The organism is Candidatus Symbiopectobacterium sp. NZEC127 (assembly GCF_025962675.1).
In the GTDB taxonomy this organism is placed as follows: Bacteria; Pseudomonadota; Gammaproteobacteria; order Enterobacterales; family Enterobacteriaceae; genus Symbiopectobacterium.
Genome location: NZ_JAGFPG010000003.1, coordinates 70185 through 91347, shown reverse-complemented (window position 1 = coordinate 91347; position 21163 = coordinate 70185). Strand labels below are relative to the sequence as shown.

Genomic DNA, 21163 nt, shown 5'->3' with positions numbered 1-21163 from the left:
GCTAAGGAATTTACCATGAGCCGTTTTGATACCCTGACCGTACACGCAGGCTACACGCCCGACGCTACCGGCGCCGTGATGCCAGCCATCTATGCCACCTCGACCTTTGCCCAGACCGCGCCCGGAGAGCACGCTGGCTATGAATACTCGCGCAGTGGCAACCCGACTCGCGCCGCGCTGGAGTCCGCCATTGCCAGCCTGGAGAACGGCACGCAGGGCTATGCCTTTGCCTCCGGCCTGGCCGCCAGCGCCACGGTATTGGAGTTGCTCGATCACGGCAGCCATATCGTCGCCGTGGACGATCTGTACGGCGGCACCTGGCGTCTGCTGGAAAACGTGCGTAAGCGCAGCGCTGGCCTGAGCGTAAGCTATGTGGAACCAGGCGACAGCGCAGCGCTGGAGCGCGCTATTACGCCGCAAACCCGGCTTATTTGGGTGGAAACCCCCACCAACCCGCTGCTAAAGCTGGCCGATCTGGCCGCGATCGCCGCGATTGCCCAGCGCCACAACCTGATTAGCGTTGCCGATAACACCTTTGCCTCACCGGTGCTGCAACGCCCGCTCGATCTGGGGTTCGACATTGTGGTGCATTCTGCCACCAAGTATTTGAACGGTCACTCCGACGTGATCGCCGGGCTGGCCGTGGTGGGCAACAACCGCGAGCTGGCAGCCAGACTGGCCTACCTGCACAATGCGGTTGGCGGCGTGCTCGATCCCTTCAGCAGCTTTCTCACGCTGCGCGGCATCCGCACCCTGGCGCTACGCATTCAACGTCACAGTGAGAATGCCCTCACGCTGGCACGCTGGCTGGAACAGCAGCCGCAGGTCGAACAGGTTTATTATCCGGGATTGCTCAGTCATCCACAGTACGAGCTGGCCCAGCGTCAGATGGCAGCGCCTGGCGGTATGATCTCGGTGCGTCTGAAAGGAGATGAAGATCGCGCCCGCCGAGTGATTCAGCGCACTAAAATCTTTACGCTGGCGGAGAGCCTCGGCGGCGTGGAGAGCTTAATCAGCCAACCCTACGCCATGACTCATGCATCGGTGCCGTTGGAAAAACGCGTGGAGAAAGGCATTACACCACAGCTGATTCGCCTCTCGGTCGGCATCGAGAATGCAGAGGATCTGATCGCCGATCTGCATCAGGCGCTATCGGGAGACAACGCCTGATGTCGCACGGCTACGCCTGTTCCGACGGCGTAGCCAATGCCACCAGCAATCGCTGAATATCCTGCGGCGTGGGCGTCTCGCAGGTGAATAAAATGCGGTACATCAGGGGCGCAATGATGCGCTCAATGATCTGTTGCGCGCTGGCAGGCACTTCCTGTCGCGCCAGTGCGCGCTCACGCATCACCTCCAACTGCTGCGCGGTGAAACCGGCGCACTTGCCCGAGCTTTCATGCCCCGGCGTGCCCAACACATCGCGCAGCATCGCCCGGCCCGGCTCCGAAGCCATCTCTTCGATGTAGGTATTCAGCCAGATCTCAAGATCGCCGGTGAAAGAACCGGTATCCTGCGGCTCGGCATCCGGACGCAGTTTCTCCACGGCCACATCAGCCAGCAGTTGGGGCAAATCCCCCCAGCGCCGATAAAGCGTAGACGGTGTCACCCCCGCGCGTGTCGCAATGGCGGGAATAGTGAGCGCCTGACGCCCCATCTCCTGCTCCAATTCGCGCACCGCCTGGTGAATCGCCGCCTGTACTCGCGCGCTGCGCCCCCCCGGCCGCACACCTTGTGTGATCGCCATCTGTTGCTCCCAGATCGAACAAAAAACGTTTATTGATACCACTAAAGCAAAATATTTGCTTTAGTGGGGAAATCGCTGTAGCGTTGTTAACGCATAATCTTAGCTTTTATACCACAGGACACGCCATGACGGTGATCAGCAATACCGTGATACGCGCCACAACCCGGCGCGATGCACTCACGCTCGCATTACATAGCCTCACGCTGATCGCTTTTATGGCGGCCTCCAGCGTGCCGACGCCGCTCTACCGACTGTATCAGCACGATTGGGGATTTTCCGCGACGCTGCTTACCGTCATCTTCGCAGCCTATGCCTTTGCCCTGCTGTTCGCCCTGTTGATCGCTGGCCGACTTTCCGACCACGTGGGGCGACGCCCGGTGATTGCCGCCGCGCTGCTGCTTAACATCGCCGCCATGCTCTGTTTTCTCTTTGCATCGCATCCTTATGGGCTCGTCGCCGCACGCATCGTACAGGGCTTTGCCACCGGGTTGGCAACCGCTGCGGTGGGTGCCGCTCTGCTGGATGTGCATCCCGAACGCGGATCGCTGGTCAACAGCATTGCACCGCTGACCGGTATGGCCGCCGGTGCAATGCTGAGCTGCGCCCTGCTGGCGTATCAACTGGCACCGCTCCACAGCGGCTATCTGCTGCTGCTCGGCGTATTTGTGCTGCTGTTGATCGGTCTGGCGTGCACGCCGGAAACCGGCCTACGTCGCAGCGGTGCCTGGGCCAGCCTGCGCCCGAGCGTTGCCGTGCCGCCGCAGGCCAGAACCGCTTTTTGGCGCGTGATGCCGGGCAACGTCGCGGTGTGGATGGTGGGCGGGTTCTATCTCTCGCTGATGCCCTCGTTGCTGGCGCAAAATACACCTGCGGTTTCCCCCTGGCTAAGCGGAATATCCGTCGCGGCCCTGACGCTAAGCGGTGCGGTGGCGATTCTGTTGGCGCGGCGCACTGCCGCCACACCGACACTGCGCGCGGGCGCACTCTGCCTGATTGTCGGCATGACGCTGATGCTGTTCGCGGTCCATCGCGCCAGCACCGGTTGGCTGCTGGCGGGGGCATGTATCACCGGGTTGGGGTTTGGCATGGCATTCCTCGGTGCGCTGCGTAGCGTGCTTCCGCTGGCAAAGCCACACGAACGCGCCGGCCTCACCGCCGTGTTCTACATCGAAAGCTATTTGGCAAACAGCGTGCCCGCGATTATTGCTGGCTATCTGACACAGCATCTGGGGTTGATCGCCACCACCTATGTATACGGTAGCGTGATCTTGACGCTGGCAACGCTGGCCATCGTGCTAACGTTCATCCCGCGGTTAACCAAAGCGAAATAAAATTAACAAAATCATAATACTAAACAACCTGACTGCATAAGTTATAAATAATTCGTCTTGCGATTTATCCCTGTAAAGAGAATGGTTATGGTCTACCTCTTTTGCGGAGAACGCCCATGACCACATTATCCATATTTCAACTGCCGCACACGGCACAGCCCGCTGAGCAACTGGCCGCCTTCGGCGATATCGCCGAGCTGCTGGCGGGTGCCGGAATCCAGCTCGAACGCTGGGAGATTGGCTCGCTGCCCGCAACGGTGGACAGTGACACACTGCTCACTCATTTTCAGCAGGATATTGAGCGCCTCAAACTGCAAGAGGGTTACACCGCCGCCGATGTGATCCGCATTACGCCGGATCACCCCGACAAACAGGCGCTGCGCGAGAAGTTTTTGCAAGAACATACCCACAGCGAAGACGAGGTGCGCTTTTTTGTCACAGGTAGCGGCACGTTCTTCGTTCCGCTGGGCGACAAGGTGTTTCGTTTAACCTGCGAAGCGGGTGATCTGCTGCGCGTTCCGGCCAACACCCGCCACTGGTTTGACTGCGGCGCACAACCGGACTTCACCGCCATCCGTATTTTCACTAATCCGACAGGATGGGTGGGACATTTCACCGGGCAGAAAACCTTCTATTAACGCCTACCGTGCTTTGCCCGGCGTCGCCGGGCGAGCCCCTCTTCACAGCTGCGTGATCTCTTCCAGCGATACCATGCGCGTTTCAATACCAAACACGAAAAGTATCAGTGCGCAGCAAGCCAGCAGCACCCCGAGTACGATAAACACCGTGGTTGAGCCATAGTGCGTTAATAAGCTTGCTACGCCATAAGGGGTAAAGACCGCGACGATGCGCCCCACCGCATTGACAAAACCGGAGCCGCGCAGCCGCATATGGGTAGGCCATAGCTCAGGAATATAAACGGCGGAGGAAAAACAGACATACATGTACAGGAAAAAAATCATCACCAGCCCACAGGAAATAATCCCAAACTCGCTCTTCTGCAAGGAGTAGTAATACCCCAGCAGCGCAATCAAAATTAGCAAGCCGGAACCAAACAGGCGGCGTGGGAACTTATCAATCACCAACGTTGCGAAAAAAATCCCCACAGGCGCGCCAATCATAATGACAGCGGTCATAAATATCGATTTAGTGACGTCAATACCGGAGTTAACAAATATGGTGGGGATCCACACGGTAATGGTATACAGAGAGATGTTCATGGCAATCAGTACGGTAATTGCGACACAGGTTCGCCTTAACATTGTGCCTTTAAACAGATCCCAAAACGATCCCGCTTCACTTATCGGGGTATCAGCAGCATTTACCGTAGGGAGTTGTCTGAGGCTAATCTTCTTTTCATTTTCGATACTTTTTTCAATATCGCGCAGACTGTTCTCCGCCAGATCGGTGTGTCCCTTCCCCGCCAGCCAGCGCGGTGATTCAATAAAATAGACGCGCGAAAGGAACCAGGCAGCCAGCATGCCTAACCCGCCGATCAAAAACATCACGCGCCAGCTCAAGTAGGAAATCACCACCACTCCAATTGCTGCCGATAGCATGGGGGCCCAATTGCCCACAAAGGAGAGGCGAGCAGACCATTTTCCGCGAATACTGGCAGGAATAAACTCGGCAAAAGAGGCATAGCCGACCATAATCAACGCCCCCATGCCAATCCCCATCAAACAACGAAACACAATCAACCAATACATATCCGGCACAAAGGCTGCTGCCGTCGCCGATATACCGACAATCAATAAATTCATGCGGAACGCTTTGCGTCTGCCAAGACAGTCGCCAATAAAACCGCCCAACAATGAACCTAGAAAATACCCCAGCATCAATGCGGACGTGAATGCCGCATTCAGGTAGTTGTTAGACCAACCGTTACTGACCAGTTTGGCTAACACCACATTACCTGAATAACTGAGAAAACCGGTCAGTAATAAACTAAAACCAATAATGCCAAAAATACGATAATGAAACGTAGATACCGGTAAACGATCTAATCTCGTGCCAATGCCATCATGATGTTTCATGTTATTGCCTCAGTGCATTGCCTGGTCATATAAGGCTGATATAACCGTCATACTTCAAGTTGCCTGTGCGTTGGCTGCGTTCGTTCACCCGAATCACTTACCTGAGTAAGCTCATCGGGACTCACTCACTTGCCGCCTTCTTGCAACTCGAATTATTTAGGGTATAACGACAGAGAAAATGTCAGAACTGACAATCAGTATTTCTGTCGCTGTAGGGTATATCGCCTTATTTTTATTAATAATCACTCAGGCAATGCGCAAGGCATAAGATAACATTCACTCGATGTGCTCAATGAATGCGTATTTTACACATTCAAAATATCAGTTTTATATTATTCTTATGGCAAAAATCAACCCATTCATCGCCCGGTGTCTTATCGGTTATAATGTAATTTATATGACTAAAATCCACTAACTTGACGAACGCCTTTTTATCAAACTTCGAATGATCAATAAGCAGCGCCACTTCGGTGGCTTGCTGAATCATCGCCTTTTTGATTTCGGCTTCCGCTTCATTCGAATCAAGCGCACCGCTGTTCATATCCAATCCTTTACAGCTCATCACCATAATATCGACGTGATATTTTCCAATCACTTCTTTGGTAATGCGTCCTTGTAACGACAGCGTATTTTTATTCAGCTCACCGCCTGTCGAAACGACATTGATTTCTGACTGCGCCAATTCATGAAAGGCCTCTGTTGAATTGGTCAGTAGGGTCAGGTCGTTCCTTTCCTTTAACAGCTTTAATAATTCCACCACGGTAGTGCTGGAATCCGCAGCCATGGTTGTTTTGTGTTCGGTAAACGGCAGCGCATTTAATGCGATAGCCTGTTTTTCTTCAATAAAAGATTTCGCTCTCTTATAGAAGTGCACATTCTCCGTCAGGCTGCTGGCGTTTAATACCGCACCGCCATAGGTTCGGGTGAGATATCCCTCTCCTTCTAATTTCTCGAGATCCCGACGAATGGTTTCTTCCGTTACTTGAAAAAGATGACTCAAATGGGTCACGGTGACTTTCTTGTCATTTGCGACCATCTGTTTTATCGATTGAAGTCGATCTTTTGCTGCCACAGTAATACCCCTGTTTCCGTTAACAACATGATATTTGCGTATTATGTCACATACCATATGTACTTTCAAAAAAACATGTCTGAATCACAGAAAAATCATGTCTTTTTATATTGAAACAGAGGTAACTGTCGCGATTAATGTGACTTATCCAACGCTTCAGCCATTTCCCTCATCAGCGCCACATCCCCCTCTTCGAGGTGAATATTCGCCGCTTCCACATTTTCACGCACCTGCTGCGGTGATGTGGCCCCGCTTAAAATAGAAATCAGGTTGCTTTGAGCCAGAATCCAGGCCAGCGCCAGCGTGGGAACGGAGCACTGATACTTCTGGCACAACGGTTGCCATTGTTCCAACATAGCAATGACTCGCGTCATATTGCCCGGCTGGAACCACAGCTTGTTGGCCCGCGCACCGGTGGGAACATAATCGCGCGCAATGGTCCCGGTCAGCAGCCCTTGCTCTAACGGAGAGTAAACCTGCAACACAATGCCATGATGGCGGCACAGCGGCAGCAGATCCTGTTCCACCGCTCTGTCCAGCAGGCTGTATTTCGCCTGAACAATATCGAGATCGCCATATTTCAAATAGCTTTCGATATGGCTGGCATCGACATTGGCGGCACCAATAGCCTTGATTTTCCCTTCTTTCTTCAACGCATTGAGCGCGTCCATGGTTTCAGCGATCGGGGTAAAATACGGCGGCACCGATTGCCAGTGCGTCATGTAGATATCGACAGCCTCAATGTTTAAGCGCCGCAGGCTGGCCTCAATTTCCTCACGGATAGATTCCGGCGACAGGTTTTTATACAGTTGCCGATCGCCCACTTTATTAAACAGGCTACCTTCGCGCTCCCACACGATGCCACATTTGGTTTCGACAATCACTTGATCGCGTTTCAGGTAACCCAGCGCTTTGCCAACGATGGTTTCACTGTTGCCAAAGTTGTAACCCGGCGCGGTATCGATCAAATTAATGCCGCAGCGATTCGCTTCAATAATGGTATCGATACAGACCTGTAAATCCAGGTCGCCATTCCACGCAGGGCCGCCACCGATGGCCCACGTCCCCAACCCGATTTGTGAAATATCCAGCCCTGTCCGACCCAACGGTATCATTTTCATTACTGCTTACCCTTCATATTCTTCAAGCAATTGCTCAACCAGTTTTCGATTTTTCACGCCGGTTGTTGCGCCGACGCTTAATACAGAAATCGCCGCCGTGGCGTTGGCAAAACGCGCGCATTCCAGCAAGGTTTTTCCTTCCAGCACACCGGAAATAAACCCGGAAACGAAGTTGTCACCCGCACCAATGGTGTCGATGGCCGTAATGCCTTTCACCGCTGGCACCGAGAGCGATTCCGTGCGCGTTTTAATAAAGCAGCCGTTTTTACCGTGTTTAATCACCACGTTTTTCACGCCACACGCCAGAAAACGATCGGCAATGCTGTCCAGCGAGCTTTCCCCGGTTAATAGCCGCGCTTCGTCATAATTGGGAAACAGGTAATCCACGTAGCTCAGCGCGTCCTGAATATCCTCCAGCCGCTCGCCCAGACGCGGCTTAATCATATCCGCGCAGAGGGTCAGATGATGCGCTTTGGCCTGCTGGAAGATTTTTACCAGCGATTGACCCTCCAACAGCGGGCTATTAAAAATACTGGCCAGTGACAGTAATTTCGCCTCGGGAAAACGGGAGAAATCCACATCGTCAATATTCAACTTCCACAAGCTGCCGTTACAGTTGGTGACAAAGGTGCGCTCACCATCCTCCGTCACCAGGCCGACATTAATCGACGTGTCGATGTGCGTATCCAGCTTCAAACTCTGAATATCAATATTTTCCCGACGGCAGGCAGCCAGAATAAAATGCCCCGGCGCATCGTCACCAATACGGCTATTTAACGCCGTTTTATGCCCTAACCGGGAAAGGATGGTCGCTTCATTAATCGCATCCCCCCCGGTCGTCATGGCAATCCGCTCCAGAGGATAAGAGTCAACATCAAAGATATTTTTACTCACCGGCTGTAACGGGATATCGACAATGGCGGCACCAATGCAAATAACCTCGATAGATTGCGCCATGGCTAGTTCGCCTTTCCGTCAGAGCCAAACAGGTAAATTTTCTCCAGCGCCCTTTCTTTCACCGCTTTACGCACTTCACGTTCAAGATGCAGGAAGGGTTGCTGCTGGTTTTCTTTTACCGCCACCATCGCCGCCAGACATAACTCGGTGTGAATATTGATCTTGGCGATACCTAACGAAATCGCTTTACGAATATCAGCATCGCTAATGCCAGAGGCACCGTGCAGCACCAGCGGCACAGAAACCGCCGCGCGCACTTTTTCAACCACCTCAAAATTCAATTTTGGCTCAGAGGTGTAGACACCGTGCTGATTACCGATCGCCACCGCCAGCGAATCACAGCCGGTTCTTTCCACAAATTCTGCGGCCTGGCTGGGATCCGTGTAGTGATAGCTTGCCAGCGCTTCTTCATACACGGTTTCATTACCCACATGGCCCAATTCTGCCTCTACCGGAATGCCCAGCGGATGGAAATAATCCACGGCTTCTTTGGTCAGGCGAATGTTCTCTTCAAAGTCGAACGCAGAGGCATCACGCATTAATGAATTCATGCCGTGGGTCCAGGCGTTATGGATAATTTCCATGCTGCGCCCGTGATCCCAATGGGTAATCACCGGCACCGTGGCTTTTTTCGCCATGGAGACCATCATGTGGGAAAAATCTTCAAATGAGGTATTTCCCACAAACCCGGTACCAAAAGAAATAATGACCGGCGATTTCGACTCCTCGGCAGCATCAATAACGCCCATCAGCATTTCCGCATTCCATACGTTAAAATGTGCAATTGCATATTTTCCCGCCTGCGCCTGTGTTTCCCAATATTTAATATCTGCCAGCATAGTTATGTCTCCCTTGTGAATTTACGCACCAATCTTAATTACGCCTTTGATGATGTCCTTTTTCATATTTACGGATTCATCAAAAGCACGCTGCACATCCTGATAGTCATAGATATGCGTCACCATAGATTTCACATCGAACTTGCCCGATGAGATGGCCTCAATCGTTACCGGATAGCGGTTGGCATAGCGGAATACGGTTTGAATGGACACTTCGCGATTAATTTTCAGGAAATTAATCGGAGAATCGCCGGGCACCGTGCCGACAATCATGATTTTTCCGCCGCGCATAACCAGATAGGGGGCTTGTTTTACCGTCACTTGCGAACCGGCGGTTTCAAACACGATGTCAGCGCCCGCCTCACCCAATAACGTTTTGGCGCGCTCAACCGTGTCTTCAGCGGCACCGTTGATGACCGCCATCGCGCCAAGTTTGCCTGCCATCTCAAGGCGTTTTTCCAAAACGTCGACCACGACAATTTCCGATGCGCCCATATAACGGCACGCCTGCAATGTCATCAAACCAATACAGCCGGCCCCGAGAATGACAATCTTTTTGCCGGGCTTAACGTCGGCCAGCATCGCGGCATGAATCCCCACCGCCGCCGGTTCGACCAGGGCACCTTCCAGGGTGTCCATATTGTCGGGCAGCTTGTAGGTGAAGCTTTCCGGGTGACACAAATAGTGAGTCAACGCACCGCGGTAATTGGGCTGTGTCGCCATAAAGTCAACGTCAGGACAAATGTTGTATTTGCCTTCCAGGCAATAGCGACATTTACCGCAGGGTACGCCGGGTTCAATATTTACCCGGTCGCCAATTTTGAATTTTTTTACTTTACTGCCTACCGCTGCGACCGTACCGGCACATTCGTGCCCCAATCCAATCTCTTGATTAGGATCTTTCGGCGGAATAAAAGGGCCAGATTCAAACCCGTGCACGTCAGAACCGCAGATCCCGACATACTCAACGTTAATTAATACTTCATCATCCTTTGGTGTCGGAACCGCAGCGGGAATAATATTCATTGTCCCAGGCGTTTTTAATACAGCTTTTGAATTTTTCATCATTAATTCCTGTAGGATAACTTATTTATCGGTAAAACGTATTGATGGAAAAACGTCGTTTATTTATTGGTGTTATTTACTGGTAACCACATTCATGCCAATGCTTTCAACCGATGCGCCTTTGGTTTCAATACCAATCACCGCAATAGCACCCGCCACAATAATTGACACGCCGCCGAGTAAAACAAACACGCCGGTTACACCGTATCCACTCAATAAGCTCGCCACCGCGTAAGGCGCGGCAATACCGCTGATGCGACCTACCGCATTTGCCAGTCCTGAACCTCTTAATTTGGCTTCCGTCGGCCAGATTTCCGGTACATACACCGCAGAGGCATAGCAAACGTACATATACACAAAGGTAATCAGGAAGAAACCAATCAGGGTAATCATCATCATGCTGGTTTGCAGCGAGTAGAAATAACCCAGCCCGGCAATCAATAACAGCAGTCCGACCCCCATGACTTTTCTGGGAATTCGGTCCATCACCAGCATGGCAATAAAAATGCCAAACGGTGCGCCGAACATACTCATGGTGTTAAGAACAATAGAATCCTTTAAGTTTATTCCCTGCGTCATAAAGATAGTGGGTAACCAATTAATCAAGGTGTACTGCACTACGTTCATTGCGATAAGCACGAAAGAACCAAGAATAACCCGTTTGAGCAAGGCGCCTTTGAGCAGCGCCGAATAAGGAACGCTGGCGGCCCGCACGTGCGTATCTTCAACCTGCACTGGCGGCGGCAGCGGTTTGCCGGTCTGCTGCTCCACGCGTTGTTCGATCGCTTTCATGATGGCTTCCGCCTCCTGATAGCGCCCTTGAGCCTCCAGCCAGCGCGGTGATTCAGGGAAATGGCGGTAGGCAAACCAGGTGGCAATCAACGACAGTCCGGCAGGAATCAGCAATTGCACACGCCAGTTCCACTCGGCACTAATGACCGTGGTGAGTGCCATAGCAATCAGGGAACAAATAGGATAGGACCAGTTACCAATAAAAGAGACACGGCTAGACCAGGTACCGCGATTTCGCCCCGGCATATATTCCGTATACCCGGCGAACAGCGTGACCAACAAAGCACCCAGACCAAATCCCATAACAAAACGGCAGGCGATCAAAAAATCCATATTGGGCGAGAATGCCCCAACCACCATTGAAATAATATGAATCAGTTCGAACAGGATAAACCCTTTCTTTCGCCCTATTTTATCACCAATGATGCCGCCAATTAATGCACCGGCAAACATCCCAGCGGTGGTAATGGCAGAAAAGGTCGCGGTAATTGAATTATCAGCCCATCCCAGTGATTTCAACTGAGCCAATATTATTCCACCGACGGCATTACTCCAGCAAACTAATAATCCAAATGCCACCATGCCAAACATGGAATAATGCCAGCGACTGTCCGGCAAGCGATCGAGCCTCGCCCCACAATGAGGTGCTATTATCGTATTCATGTGATTCTTTCCTTAAAGAATAAGGGAATTCACGCCAGATTAATGCGTAAAGTCATAGGTCATAATAACTTTAATCGCCGTTTTATTTGCCATCGCCTCAAAACCATCCTGCCATTGAGAAAGTCCAATGCGGTGGGTAATCATCGGTTTAACCTGAATCGCACCCGAGGCCAATAAGCGAATCGCATTGCGCCATGAGGTCGAGTCATACGCCATATGACCAATAATGCTTTTATTCCATGCAGTAATGTCGTTAATGGAGAAATCCAGCGGTTTGAATCCCATACCAACGCGCACCACTTCACCATTCGGGCGCAGCATCTCAATCGATTGTTTCAAGGCAATATTGGCACCGGAACATTCAATCACCAGGCCCAGATTGTCTTTTCCACAAATTTCGTGGCAACGCGCGACGACATCTTCGGTGGATGCATTGACGGTTGCCGTTGCCCCCAGCGCTTTTGCCACGCCAAAACGCACGCTTACGTCCTCTTCCAACCCGACCATCACGATATTGACCGCGCCCATAATGCGCGCCATCTGGACGGCAAACAGCCCGAGCGGCCCGGTACCAAAAACCACAACATCCTGACCAGGAAGGAATTTAGATTGCTGAGCAATCGCTTTATAGGCATTACAGATGGGATCGAGTACCGCAGCCTCTTCGTAATCCACGCCTTCCGGGATTTCCCACAGGGCATGGCGATGGATTCTGAGAATTTCGCCGGGCACAAGGCAGTATTTTGAAAAACCGCCGCCCCATTTATTGTTATCCAACCCCAGGTTCACTTTTTCTGTACAACACAGAAAATCGCCTTGTTCACAGGCCGGGCAAACACCACAGACATGGCCGCTGTTGTCCGACACAACGCGTTGTCCAACCTTCCACCCTTTTACCTGCTGGCCCACCGCCACGATCTGACCGGCAAATTCGTGACCGCGTACCGAGTTAAATTCATCAGAACCGCTATCGACCTTGTAGTGCTTCATATCAGCGCCACAAATGGCGGCCGCTTTGATCTCGATAACCACATCCTCCGGACCACAAACCGGCTCCGGTACCTCAATCATCTTGTACCCACCAAATGCCTTACCGAAACGCGCGAGTGCTTTCATGACATTCCTCATTAGGTTTATCTGTAAATCAGTAGGGCCATAGTTCGCTATTACACATTTGAAGTCAACATTAAATCTGTAAAACACAGATATCAATCTTCACATTGAAGAGCCGATCACATATTTAGCGGAGAAAGACAGAAGAATAAAAATATTGCATTTAAAAACAATTAGTTAAAAAACAGGCACCAAGGCGGTTCAGCAATAAGCGAAAAAGTGAACAAATCACACCGGATAACGTTTTTTGATAGCAAGGATCCGCCATTTACCTTATTGCTAGCAAAACCGCTTCCGGCGAATCTGAAATAAAGCAACGAGCACCGCATCGTTTGGGCAATGTTTAAAATTCATGCACCCACGCTCTCTATACTGTCCCCGGATTTTTCAGGTGGATTTAACATGATGAAATGTACTATTGCGGGCACCGGTTACGTCGGGTTGTCGAACGCCGTGCTGTTGGCCCAGCATAATCAGGTGGTGGCTCTCGACGTTGTCGAACAGCGGGTGGCGCTGTTGAACCAGAACCTGTCGCCGATTGTTGATAAAGATATTGACCATTATCTCAAGGAAAAACCGCTCAATCTGGTGGCGACAACGGACAAACAGCTGGCCTATCAGGATGCGGATATCGTGATTATTGCCACGCCAACCAACTACGATCCCATCACCAATGCGTTCGATACCCAGTCGATTGAATCCGTGGTGCAGGATGTGTTGTCCATCAATCCCGATGCGCTTATTGTCATAAAATCAACGGTTCCCGTGGGATATACCCAGCAACTGCGACGCACCTTTGCCACGGATAACATTATTTTCTCCCCCGAATTTCTGCGTGAGGGAAAAGCGCTGCACGACAATCTCTACCCTTCACGCATTGTGATTGGGGAACGCTCGCCGCGCGCAGAACGTTTTGCCGCCTTGCTGCTGCAAGGGGCGATCAAGAAAACGGCGCCGGTGCTCTACACCGATGCAACGGAAGCGGAGGCCATCAAGCTGTTCGCCAATACCTATCTCGCCATGCGCGTCGCCTATTTCAACGAACTCGATAGCTATGCACAGATGCACACGCTAAATAGCAGGCAGATTATTGAGGGTGTCGGGTTAGATCCGCGTATCGGCTCGCATTACAACAACCCGTCATTTGGTTATGGCGGCTACTGTTTGCCCAAAGACACCAAGCAGCTGTTGGCCAATTATGCCAAAGTGCCTAACCGGCTGATTTGTGCCATCGTCGAGGCAAACCGCACGCGCAAAGATTTCATTGCCGATGATATTCTCAAACAGAATCCCAGCGTGGTAGGCGTTTATCGTCTGGTGATGAAAACCGGCTCCGATAACTACCGCGCGTCGGCCATTCAAGGCATCATGAAACGGCTCAAGGCCAAAGGTATTGACGTGGTGGTTTATGAACCGGTACTGACAGAAGCGACCTTTTTCCGCTCACCGGTAATCAACGATCTGACAACGTTCAAGCACCAGGCTGATTTGATCATCTCAAACCGCATGGCACCGGAGTTGGAGGATGTCGCGGATAAAGTCTATACCCGCGACCTGTTTGGTTTGGATTAAGTCGGTTGACCAACCTGCTGCACACGGCGGCTACGCGCGTAATACCGGCCCCACAGCAGGCCCAGCGTGGCCGCAATCAGCGAGCCCAGCAATACCCCTAGCTTGGCCGCGCCCAGCAGTTGCGGATCGTCAAAGGCCAGCATGGCGATAAATATCGACATGGTAAAGCCGATACCGGCGAGCAGCCCAATCAAAAACACACCGCGCCAGGATACCTCTGGCGGTAATTGGCACCCGCCAAAACGCACCATCAGCCAACTGACGCCGACCACACCCAGCAACTTACCGGCGACCAGCGCCAGCGTAACGCCCATCATCACCCCAAGTGGCCCTGCGCCCGACAAATCGATGCCATTCACGCTCACCCCCGCGTTCGCCAGGGCGAACAGCGGCATCACGCCATAAGCCACCCAAGGGTGCAATGCCATCTGTACACGGATAACAGGCGGCAATACGTCGCGCTGAGCACGGCGCAGTTGCTTAAGCGGCGCAGCCAACTGATCCGCAGCGTGCGTATCCTGTTTGTGCATCAGGTCGCGCACAATGTGGGAAAGACGCTCCAATGGACGCTCCTTCATCACCTGCACGGAGGCCACCGGGGTAATCAGCCCCAAGACCACACCCGCTAATGTCGGGTGCGCTCCCGTAAGCAGAAAGCCCAACCACACGATGATGCCGGGAATGACATAGGCCCACGCCGAGCCGATGCCTATCTTCTGTAGCCCGAACACCAGCAGCACGCCCACCAGCACGGGGATCAAGCCGTTGTATTCAAGCCCACCGGAGTAGAAGAACGCAATGATCAAGACGGCGATAATGTCATCGATAATGGCTAACGCCAGCAAAAACACCCGTATATTGCCGGGGATGCCTTTGCCCAACAGTGCCAGTACCCCCACGGCAAAGGCGATATCCGTTGCCGTCGGTACCGCCCAGCCTTGTTGCTGCAACGGCGCGCTGTTCATGCTCAGATAAATCAACGCGGGTACTATCACGCCGCCCACGGCGGCAGCGATCGGCAGCATGGCTTGCCGCAGGCTGCTCAACGCACCTTCGTGAATTTCACGGCGGATCTCCATGCCGACCACTAAGAAGAACAGGGTCATAAAGGCGTCGTTGATCCAGAAATGCAGGGAGTACTCGATTTCCGTATCGCCAATGCTAAAAGAGAATGGCAGATGCCACAGCGCATGGTAGCTTTCCGCCCACGGCGAATTGGCCCATATCAACGCAGCCGCCGCGGACACAAGCAGCACAATGCCACTTACCGCTTCAATATGGAGAAAACGTTCAAGGGTGGCGAAAGCGCGTTCCGCCAAACGCTGAGCACGAGGGATGCTCTGCGGGGACAGGTGTCGATTCATGGTTGTTATCACTCCGCGTGGCGGCCCGACCAACGCACAAACCTGTCTCACCACAACATGTGGCTAACACCCGCCACCTTTTTACCGACAATGTTGGATGATTTCAAGTATTTTACATGGATTTACAGGCCATTTATTCGGAAGATTCCATCATTTCCGGCACTGGCGACAGAGGAAGTTGAACCGTAAAACAGGCTCCCCCTTGCGGACGGTTGGCGGCACTGATTTCCCCCTGATGCAGAGTGACAATCGCGCGACAAATCGCCAATCCCATCCCGACGCCGGGAATGGCAGACTCCTCGTTACCACGGGTAAATTTCTCAAAAATATGCTGTTCGCTGCCCGAGGTAAGACCGGGGCCGTCATCCCAGACGTCGATCCTGATTTTCCCCGGCAGAGCGCGTGCCCGAATGCCTATCGCCCGCGCTCTGCCCGCATATTTCAATGCGTTTTCCAGCAAGTTTGCGAATACACGCTCCAGCAGCGCGCCATCGGCCTGAAGCAACACCATCTCCTGCGGAAGATCCAATTGCACCGCCTCGGCGGGCAGGAGCGCCTCGAGGGATTTCAGCGCGCCGCCAATAACCTCATCCAGCGCGACCCAGTCGGTTTGCAGGCGGAAGCCTTCTCCTTCAATACGCGCCATATCCAGCATGTTGTTCACCAGACGAATGGTACTCAGCGTTTGCAGGCGAAGCGCACCGGCTTGCGGCGCATGCGGCGATCCTTCCGTGGAAAGATCGAGCAGCAGGATCTCCGCCTGACCAAACAGCACCGTCAGCGGTGTGCGCAGATCGTGAGACAGCGCAGCCAGCAAGGAGTTGCGCAGCTCCTCCCGCTCCGCCACCAGACGCGACTGCTGCTCGCGCCGCGTCAGTGCCAGACGCAGCAACGCACCGGAAATCAGCATCACAAACGTCTCCAGCAGCCGCTGCTGTTCGGGTATCAGCAGGTGGCGCAGGTTGCTTGGCTCAATAATCAGCAACCCTAACGTATCCTCGGAGGACATCAGCGGCAGCACTTTATAAGGCACGCCGGGCAGCGTATCGGTTCCTGCGCCCGCCACATGCCCTTTCTCAAAGCTCCATTTGACGATGGCGGGATCGGGAATGGTATGCAGCAAACGCTCGGCGGGCGCGATCAGTTTCCCCTGCGCGTCTGGCAGCCAGATTTCACAGCGGGCAAACAGTGCGCTGCCCATCACCCGCTGGCAAATCGGCGCAATGTCGTTCGGGGCTCGCACCCGGCTCAGCCCATCGGCCATTTCGTACAGATAACGCGCGCGCTGCTCTCGATGTCGGGCAACTCGTGCCTGATAGCGTACGCCCGCCGTCAGGTTGCCGGTGATCGCACCCACGATCAGCATCACCGCAAAGGTCACCAGATACTGCGCATCGCTGACGGCAAAGGTGCCTTCCGGCGCGACAAAAAACAGATCGAACGCCACGATATTGAGTATTGCCGCCACCACCGAGGGCAAACGGCCAAAACCAATGGCAATCAGCACCACGCCCAACAAATAGACCATCACCAGATTGATCGGCGAAAAGTCGGGCAAAACCCCTTTGCTTACCAACGTTATCAACGCACACAGCGCCGTCGCAGCCAGACAGCCGCGCGCTTTCTGGCGCAACTTTTCCGGGCTGAGGTGTGTGTCTATCAGCGGTGCAACATGCACGTCCGGCGTATCATCCAGGGCAACAATCATCAAGTCGAGATCCGGCCCAAGGCGGCTTAGCCGTCGCGCAAAGCGATTAGGCAACGCCCAACGTCGCTGCGGTGGCCTCCCCACAATGATCTTGCCGAGATTGTGCTCGCGCGCGTAGCGCAGCACCGCTTTCGCTTCATCCGGCTCCGACAGGGTGGCAGTAACGGCACCCAGCTTTTGCGCCAACTGCAAGGTACGCAGAATGCCACGCCGACGCGCTTCGCCCTGCCGATGCAGCGTTGGCGTCTCCACCGTTACCGCATGCCATTCGCTGCCGAGCTTGGCAGCCAGTCGGGCGGCAATGCGCACCAGTTTCTCACTGCCGGTGTTAGCGCCAATGCACAGCAGGATCGCATCGCGGGTGTGCCAGACGCGTTCCTCTCGTCCACTGGCATCGCGCCAGGCGCGCATCTGATCGTCGACGCGATCCGCCGTGCGGCGCAACGCCAGTTCCCGCAGCGCAAACAGATTGCCCTTACGAAAAAAGTTCTCGATGGCGCGCTCGGCACGATCGCCGACGTACACCTTGCCCTCTTTCAACCGTTGCCGCAGATCGTCCGGCGGCAAATCCACCAGCACCACTTCGGTGGCCGAGTCAAAAAAAGGATCGGGGACAGTTTCCTGCACCCGAATCCCCGTGACGCCGCTGACCACATCATTGAGGCTTTCCAGATGCTGCACGTTCACCGTGGTCAGCACATCAATGCCAGCGTCCAGCAGCTCATCGATATCCTGCCAACGCTTGGGATGACGCGACCCCGGTGCGTTGGAATGCGCCAGCTCATCCATCAGAATAACGGCTGGACGCCGCGCCAAGGCGGCATCCAGATTGAACTCCAGATGACGATGTCGCCCCGTGGCACGTCGGGCAAGGGTTTCCAACCCGTCCAGCAGCGCGGCGGTCTCCTGTCGACCATGGGTTTCCACCACGCCCACCAGCACATCCAACCCCTGCGCGCGCAATCGTCGCGCTTCTTGCAGCATGGCCCAGGTTTTCCCGACGCCCGCACAGGCACCGAAATAGATTTTCAGTTTGCCGCGCCCTTCACGGTCAGACTGAGCCAGCAGCGCATCCGGATCGGGACGCAGGGGTTCTTCCGTCATCACAATACCTTTCAAGTCATCCTTCGTTCAGGATAGCGAAGCCTTACGGTTTCGGCACGGCATCCAACGCCATGTTCAACGCCAGCACATTGACCACCGGCTCCCCGATAAACGGCAGCAGCGGACGGCGCGTGTTCGCCAGCACCAACTGGCGTAACGTTGCTTCTGGCAGTTGGCGTGCTTGTGCCACGCGCGGAATCTGCCACGCCGCCGCTGCCGGAGAAATGTGCGGATCCAATCCGCTGGCAGAGGCCGTCACCAGTTCCACTGGGACAAACGCATTGGCCTGGGGATTCACCTTACGCCATTCGGCAACGCGCTGCGTTATGGCTTCATCCAGTGCCGGATTGCTGGGCGCCAGATTGCTACCAGAGGAGGCCAGCGCATTATAGGGCGAGTCGGCCGTTGCCGAGGGCCGCCCCTGAAAATAATCCGGGCGGGTAAAAGACTGACCGATCAGGGCCGAACCGCGCACCTGGCCTTCCGGCATCACCAGCGAGCCGTTAGCCTGTACGGGAAACCACCACTGCGCCAATCCGGTTGTCAGTAACGGATAGCCCGCCCCGACAATCAGTGTCAGCAGGATAAAAAGCGAAAGTGCAGGACGTAACAGGTTCATTGATATTCTCCTTAAACCCAACCCAGCGCGGTCAGTATCAGATCAATGGCTTTGATGCCAATAAAAGGCACCACCAGCCCCCCCACGCCGTAAATCCACAGGTTACGGCGCAGCAGCGCAGCCGCCGGCATCGGGCGGTAGCTCACCCCTTTCAATGCCAGTGGAATCAGCAGTACGATAATCAAGGCGTTAAAAATCACCGCTGACAAAATGGCCGAGGCGGGCGAATGCAGCCCCATCACGTTAAGGGCATTCAGCGGGGGATAGGTCACCGCAAAGGCGGCGGGGATAATGGCAAAATATTTGGCGACATCGTTGGCGATGCTGAAGGTGGTTAACGATCCGCGCGTCATCAGCATCTGCTTACCGATATGCACCACTTCGAGCAGCTTGGTCGGGTTGGAATCCAGATCCACCATGTTGCCCGCCTCTTTCGCCGCTTGCGTACCGGAGTTCATCGCCACCGCCACATCTGCCTGCGCCAGCGCGGGGGCGTCGTTGGTGCCATCCCCCGTCATCGCCACCATGCGTCCTTCCGCCTGATATTGACGAATCAGCGCCAGCTTGGCTTCGGGCGTGGCCTCCGACAAAAAGTCATCGACACCCGCTTCGGCAGCAATGGCGGCGGCGGTCAGTGGGTTATCCCCCGTGACCATCACCGTCTTGATCCCCATACGGCGCAGTTCAGCAAAGCGCTCTTTGATACCGCCTTTGACGATATCCTTGAGCGCCACCACGCCCATCACGGTATTATCTTCCGCCACCACCAGCGGCGTGCCGCCTTTGCGCGCCACCGACTCCACCAGCGCCACCACATCCGCAGGGAAGCGCCCACCGTTGCTTTCAACGTGCCGACGAATCGCATCCGCCGCGCCTTTGCGTAACATTTTCGGCCCGACATTGACGCCGCTCATGCGGGTTTGCGCCGAAAAAGGAATAAAGGTGGCGTTCAGACTCTGCAAATCACGCTCGCGCAGATTGAATTTCTGCTTAGCCAGCACCACGATACTGCGCCCTTCCGGCGTTTCATCGGCCAGCGAGGCCAACTGTGCGGCGTTCGCCAACGCGGATTCACTGATACCGCTGGCAGGCAGGAACGCGCTGGCCTGGCGGTTACCCAGCGTGATGGTGCCGGTTTTATCCAGCAGCAGCACATCCACATCGCCAGCGGCCTCCACCGCGCGTCCGCTGGTGGCGATCACATTCGCACCCAGCATACGACTCATGCCCGCAATACCAATCGCCGAGAGCAGTGCGCCAATGGTGGTAGGAATCAAACAGACCAACAGCGCCACCAGCACCGTAATGCTGACCGGTGTACCGCTCCAGGCAGAAAACGGGTACAGCGTCGCCGTTGCCAGCAAAAACACAATCGTCAGTGAAATCAGCAAAATGGTCAGTGCCACTTCATTCGGCGTTTTACGCCGTTTGGCCCCTTCCACCATGGCGATCATGCGATCCAGAAAGGTTTCACCGGGATTGACACTGCATCGAATCACCAGCCAGTCAGAGAGAATGCGCGTACCCCCGGTGACTGAGGCAAAATCGCCCCCGGCCTCACGAATCACTGGCGCAGACTCACCGGTAATCGCGCTTTCATCCACGGAAGCCCCCCCGGCCAGTACTTCGCCGTCACACGGGATAATGTCACCCGCATCCACCCGCACATAATCGCCTTTGCGCACGCTGTCTGCGGCAACCTTTTGCTGGGCGGATTCAGGCTCAGGAGCAGAGAGCTTTTTCGCCCAATTGGTGCGCGTAATGCCTTTTAAACTCTCGGCCTGCGCCTTACTGCGCCCTTCCGCCAGCGCTTCGGCAACATTAGCAAACAGCACGGTGAACCACAGCCACAGGCTAATGGCAGCAGTGAAACCCAGCTGTCCCTCACTCCAGCCCAGCGCCATGCTCACGGCCAACAGCGTGGTGAGAATGCTGCCCAGATACACCACAAACATCACCGGGTTACGGTATTGCACGCGGGGGCTAAGCTTGGTCAATGATTCAGCCAGCGCGGCACGCCACAGTGTGCCGCGTTGCGAAGACGCGATTTGATGTGTCAT

17 protein-coding genes are annotated in these 21163 nt (G+C 54.2%); 4 read left to right on the top strand and 13 right to left on the bottom strand.

Going from position 1 to position 21163, the window contains the following annotated elements; genetic code table 11:
* Window positions 1-15 precede the first annotated feature (15 nt).
* Window positions 16-1170 (top strand): trans-sulfuration enzyme family protein, encoded by a 1155-nt coding sequence (locus tag J5069_RS13915; RefSeq protein ID WP_264644447.1) that lies wholly within the window; start codon window positions 16-18, stop codon window positions 1168-1170.
* 10 nt (window positions 1171-1180) lie between these two features.
* Here J5069_RS13915 and J5069_RS13910 read toward each other — a convergent pair whose 3' ends face one another.
* Window positions 1181-1747 carry a TetR/AcrR family transcriptional regulator gene (locus J5069_RS13910; RefSeq protein ID WP_264644446.1) on the bottom strand — a complete coding sequence of 189 codons (567 nt, stop codon included), beginning with the start codon at window positions 1745-1747 and terminating at the stop codon, window positions 1181-1183.
* Window positions 1748-1872: 125 nt separating this feature from the next.
* Between J5069_RS13910 and J5069_RS13905 the strand changes: the two genes are divergently transcribed.
* Together J5069_RS13905 and J5069_RS13900 are read left to right on the top strand one after the other, a co-directional pair.
* Complete coding sequence (locus tag J5069_RS13905) at window positions 1873-3078, top strand: MFS transporter (RefSeq protein WP_264644445.1); 1206 nt, start codon at window positions 1873-1875, stop codon at window positions 3076-3078.
* A gap of 116 nt (window positions 3079-3194) precedes the next feature.
* Window positions 3195-3716, top strand: a complete 522-nt coding sequence (locus tag J5069_RS13900) for a 1,2-dihydroxy-3-keto-5-methylthiopentene dioxygenase (protein WP_264644444.1) — start codon at window positions 3195-3197, stop codon at window positions 3714-3716.
* A 42-nt stretch (window positions 3717-3758) separates the two neighbouring features.
* On the opposite strand, the gene J5069_RS13895 is transcribed toward J5069_RS13900, so the two are convergent.
* From J5069_RS13895 to J5069_RS13860, 8 genes are all read right to left on the bottom strand, one after another.
* Window positions 3759-5114, bottom strand: coding sequence for an MFS transporter (locus tag J5069_RS13895; protein ID WP_264644443.1), 1356 nt, complete (start codon window positions 5112-5114; stop codon window positions 3759-3761).
* A 313-nt stretch (window positions 5115-5427) separates the two neighbouring features.
* A complete protein-coding gene (locus tag J5069_RS13890) occupies window positions 5428-6186 on the bottom strand; it encodes a DeoR/GlpR family DNA-binding transcription regulator (protein WP_264627993.1) in 759 nt (252 codons plus the stop codon).
* Between the two features lie 134 nt (window positions 6187-6320).
* Window positions 6321-7307 carry an aldo/keto reductase gene (locus J5069_RS13885; protein WP_264644442.1) on the bottom strand — a complete coding sequence of 329 codons (987 nt, stop codon included), beginning with the start codon at window positions 7305-7307 and terminating at the stop codon, window positions 6321-6323.
* A gap of 6 nt (window positions 7308-7313) precedes the next feature.
* Window positions 7314-8264 (bottom strand): carbohydrate kinase family protein, encoded by a 951-nt coding sequence (locus J5069_RS13880; RefSeq protein WP_264644441.1) that lies wholly within the window; start codon window positions 8262-8264, stop codon window positions 7314-7316.
* Window positions 8265-8266: 2 nt separating this feature from the next.
* On the bottom strand, window positions 8267-9103 hold the full coding sequence (locus J5069_RS13875) for a ketose-bisphosphate aldolase (protein WP_264627672.1): 837 nt from the start codon (window positions 9101-9103) through the stop codon (window positions 8267-8269).
* A gap of 21 nt (window positions 9104-9124) precedes the next feature.
* Window positions 9125-10168 (bottom strand): NAD(P)-dependent alcohol dehydrogenase, encoded by a 1044-nt coding sequence (locus J5069_RS13870; protein ID WP_264627674.1) that lies wholly within the window; start codon window positions 10166-10168, stop codon window positions 9125-9127.
* Between the two features lie 72 nt (window positions 10169-10240).
* Window positions 10241-11623: an MFS transporter gene (locus tag J5069_RS13865; RefSeq protein ID WP_264644440.1), complete on the bottom strand. Its 1383-nt coding sequence runs from the start codon at window positions 11621-11623 to the stop codon at window positions 10241-10243.
* 39 nt (window positions 11624-11662) lie between these two features.
* The gene (locus J5069_RS13860; RefSeq protein ID WP_264644439.1) at window positions 11663-12739 is read right to left on the bottom strand and encodes a zinc-binding dehydrogenase; all 1077 of its coding nucleotides are present in this window, start codon (window positions 12737-12739) and stop codon (window positions 11663-11665) included.
* Between the two features lie 402 nt (window positions 12740-13141).
* Here J5069_RS13860 and J5069_RS13855 point away from each other — a divergent pair, with 402 nt between their 5' ends.
* Window positions 13142-14308, top strand: a complete 1167-nt coding sequence (locus tag J5069_RS13855) for a nucleotide sugar dehydrogenase (protein ID WP_264644765.1) — start codon at window positions 13142-13144, stop codon at window positions 14306-14308.
* On the opposite strand, the gene nhaA is transcribed toward J5069_RS13855, so the two are convergent.
* The 4 genes from nhaA to kdpB form a co-directional block, all read right to left on the bottom strand.
* Window positions 14305-15672 (bottom strand): Na+/H+ antiporter NhaA, encoded by a 1368-nt coding sequence (gene nhaA / locus J5069_RS13850; RefSeq protein ID WP_264644438.1) that lies wholly within the window; start codon window positions 15670-15672, stop codon window positions 14305-14307. The genes J5069_RS13855 and nhaA overlap by 4 nt on opposite strands.
* Before the next feature lie 133 nt (window positions 15673-15805).
* Window positions 15806-18484 carry a two-component system sensor histidine kinase KdpD gene (kdpD, locus tag J5069_RS13845; RefSeq protein WP_264644437.1) on the bottom strand — a complete coding sequence of 893 codons (2679 nt, stop codon included), beginning with the start codon at window positions 18482-18484 and terminating at the stop codon, window positions 15806-15808.
* Between the two features lie 43 nt (window positions 18485-18527).
* A complete protein-coding gene (gene kdpC, locus J5069_RS13840; RefSeq protein WP_264644436.1) occupies window positions 18528-19103 on the bottom strand; it encodes a potassium-transporting ATPase subunit KdpC in 576 nt (191 codons plus the stop codon).
* A gap of 11 nt (window positions 19104-19114) precedes the next feature.
* Window positions 19115-21163 carry a potassium-transporting ATPase subunit KdpB gene (gene kdpB, locus J5069_RS13835; RefSeq protein ID WP_264644435.1) on the bottom strand — a complete coding sequence of 683 codons (2049 nt, stop codon included), beginning with the start codon at window positions 21161-21163 and terminating at the stop codon, window positions 19115-19117.

Bases quoted from the DNA above. Each gene is read 5' to 3' on its own strand.
- J5069_RS13915 (WP_264644447.1), top strand. From the start codon at position 16: ATGAGCCGTTTTGATACCCTGACCGTACACGCAGGCTACACGCCCGAC.
- J5069_RS13910 (WP_264644446.1), bottom strand. From the start codon at position 1,747: ATGGCGATCACACAAGGTGTGCGGCCGGGGGGGCGCAGCGCGCGAGTA.
- J5069_RS13905 (WP_264644445.1), top strand. From the start codon at position 1,873: ATGACGGTGATCAGCAATACCGTGATACGCGCCACAACCCGGCGCGAT.
- J5069_RS13900 (WP_264644444.1), top strand. From the start codon at position 3,195: ATGACCACATTATCCATATTTCAACTGCCGCACACGGCACAGCCCGCT.
- J5069_RS13895 (WP_264644443.1), bottom strand. From the start codon at position 5,114: ATGAAACATCATGATGGCATTGGCACGAGATTAGATCGTTTACCGGTA.
- J5069_RS13885 (WP_264644442.1), bottom strand. From the start codon at position 7,307: ATGAAAATGATACCGTTGGGTCGGACAGGGCTGGATATTTCACAAATC.
- J5069_RS13880 (WP_264644441.1), bottom strand. From the start codon at position 8,264: ATGGCGCAATCTATCGAGGTTATTTGCATTGGTGCCGCCATTGTCGAT.
- J5069_RS13875 (WP_264627672.1), bottom strand. From the start codon at position 9,103: ATGCTGGCAGATATTAAATATTGGGAAACACAGGCGCAGGCGGGAAAA.
- J5069_RS13870 (WP_264627674.1), bottom strand. From the start codon at position 10,168: ATGAAAAATTCAAAAGCTGTATTAAAAACGCCTGGGACAATGAATATT.
- J5069_RS13865 (WP_264644440.1), bottom strand. From the start codon at position 11,623: ATGAATACGATAATAGCACCTCATTGTGGGGCGAGGCTCGATCGCTTG.
- J5069_RS13860 (WP_264644439.1), bottom strand. From the start codon at position 12,739: ATGAAAGCACTCGCGCGTTTCGGTAAGGCATTTGGTGGGTACAAGATG.
- J5069_RS13855 (WP_264644765.1), top strand. From the start codon at position 13,142: ATGAAATGTACTATTGCGGGCACCGGTTACGTCGGGTTGTCGAACGCC.
- nhaA (WP_264644438.1), bottom strand. From the start codon at position 15,672: ATGAATCGACACCTGTCCCCGCAGAGCATCCCTCGTGCTCAGCGTTTG.
- kdpD (WP_264644437.1), bottom strand. From the start codon at position 18,484: ATGACGGAAGAACCCCTGCGTCCCGATCCGGATGCGCTGCTGGCTCAG.
- kdpC (WP_264644436.1), bottom strand. From the start codon at position 19,103: ATGAACCTGTTACGTCCTGCACTTTCGCTTTTTATCCTGCTGACACTG.
- kdpB (WP_264644435.1), bottom strand. From the start codon at position 21,163: ATGACACATCAAATCGCGTCTTCGCAACGCGGCACACTGTGGCGTGCC.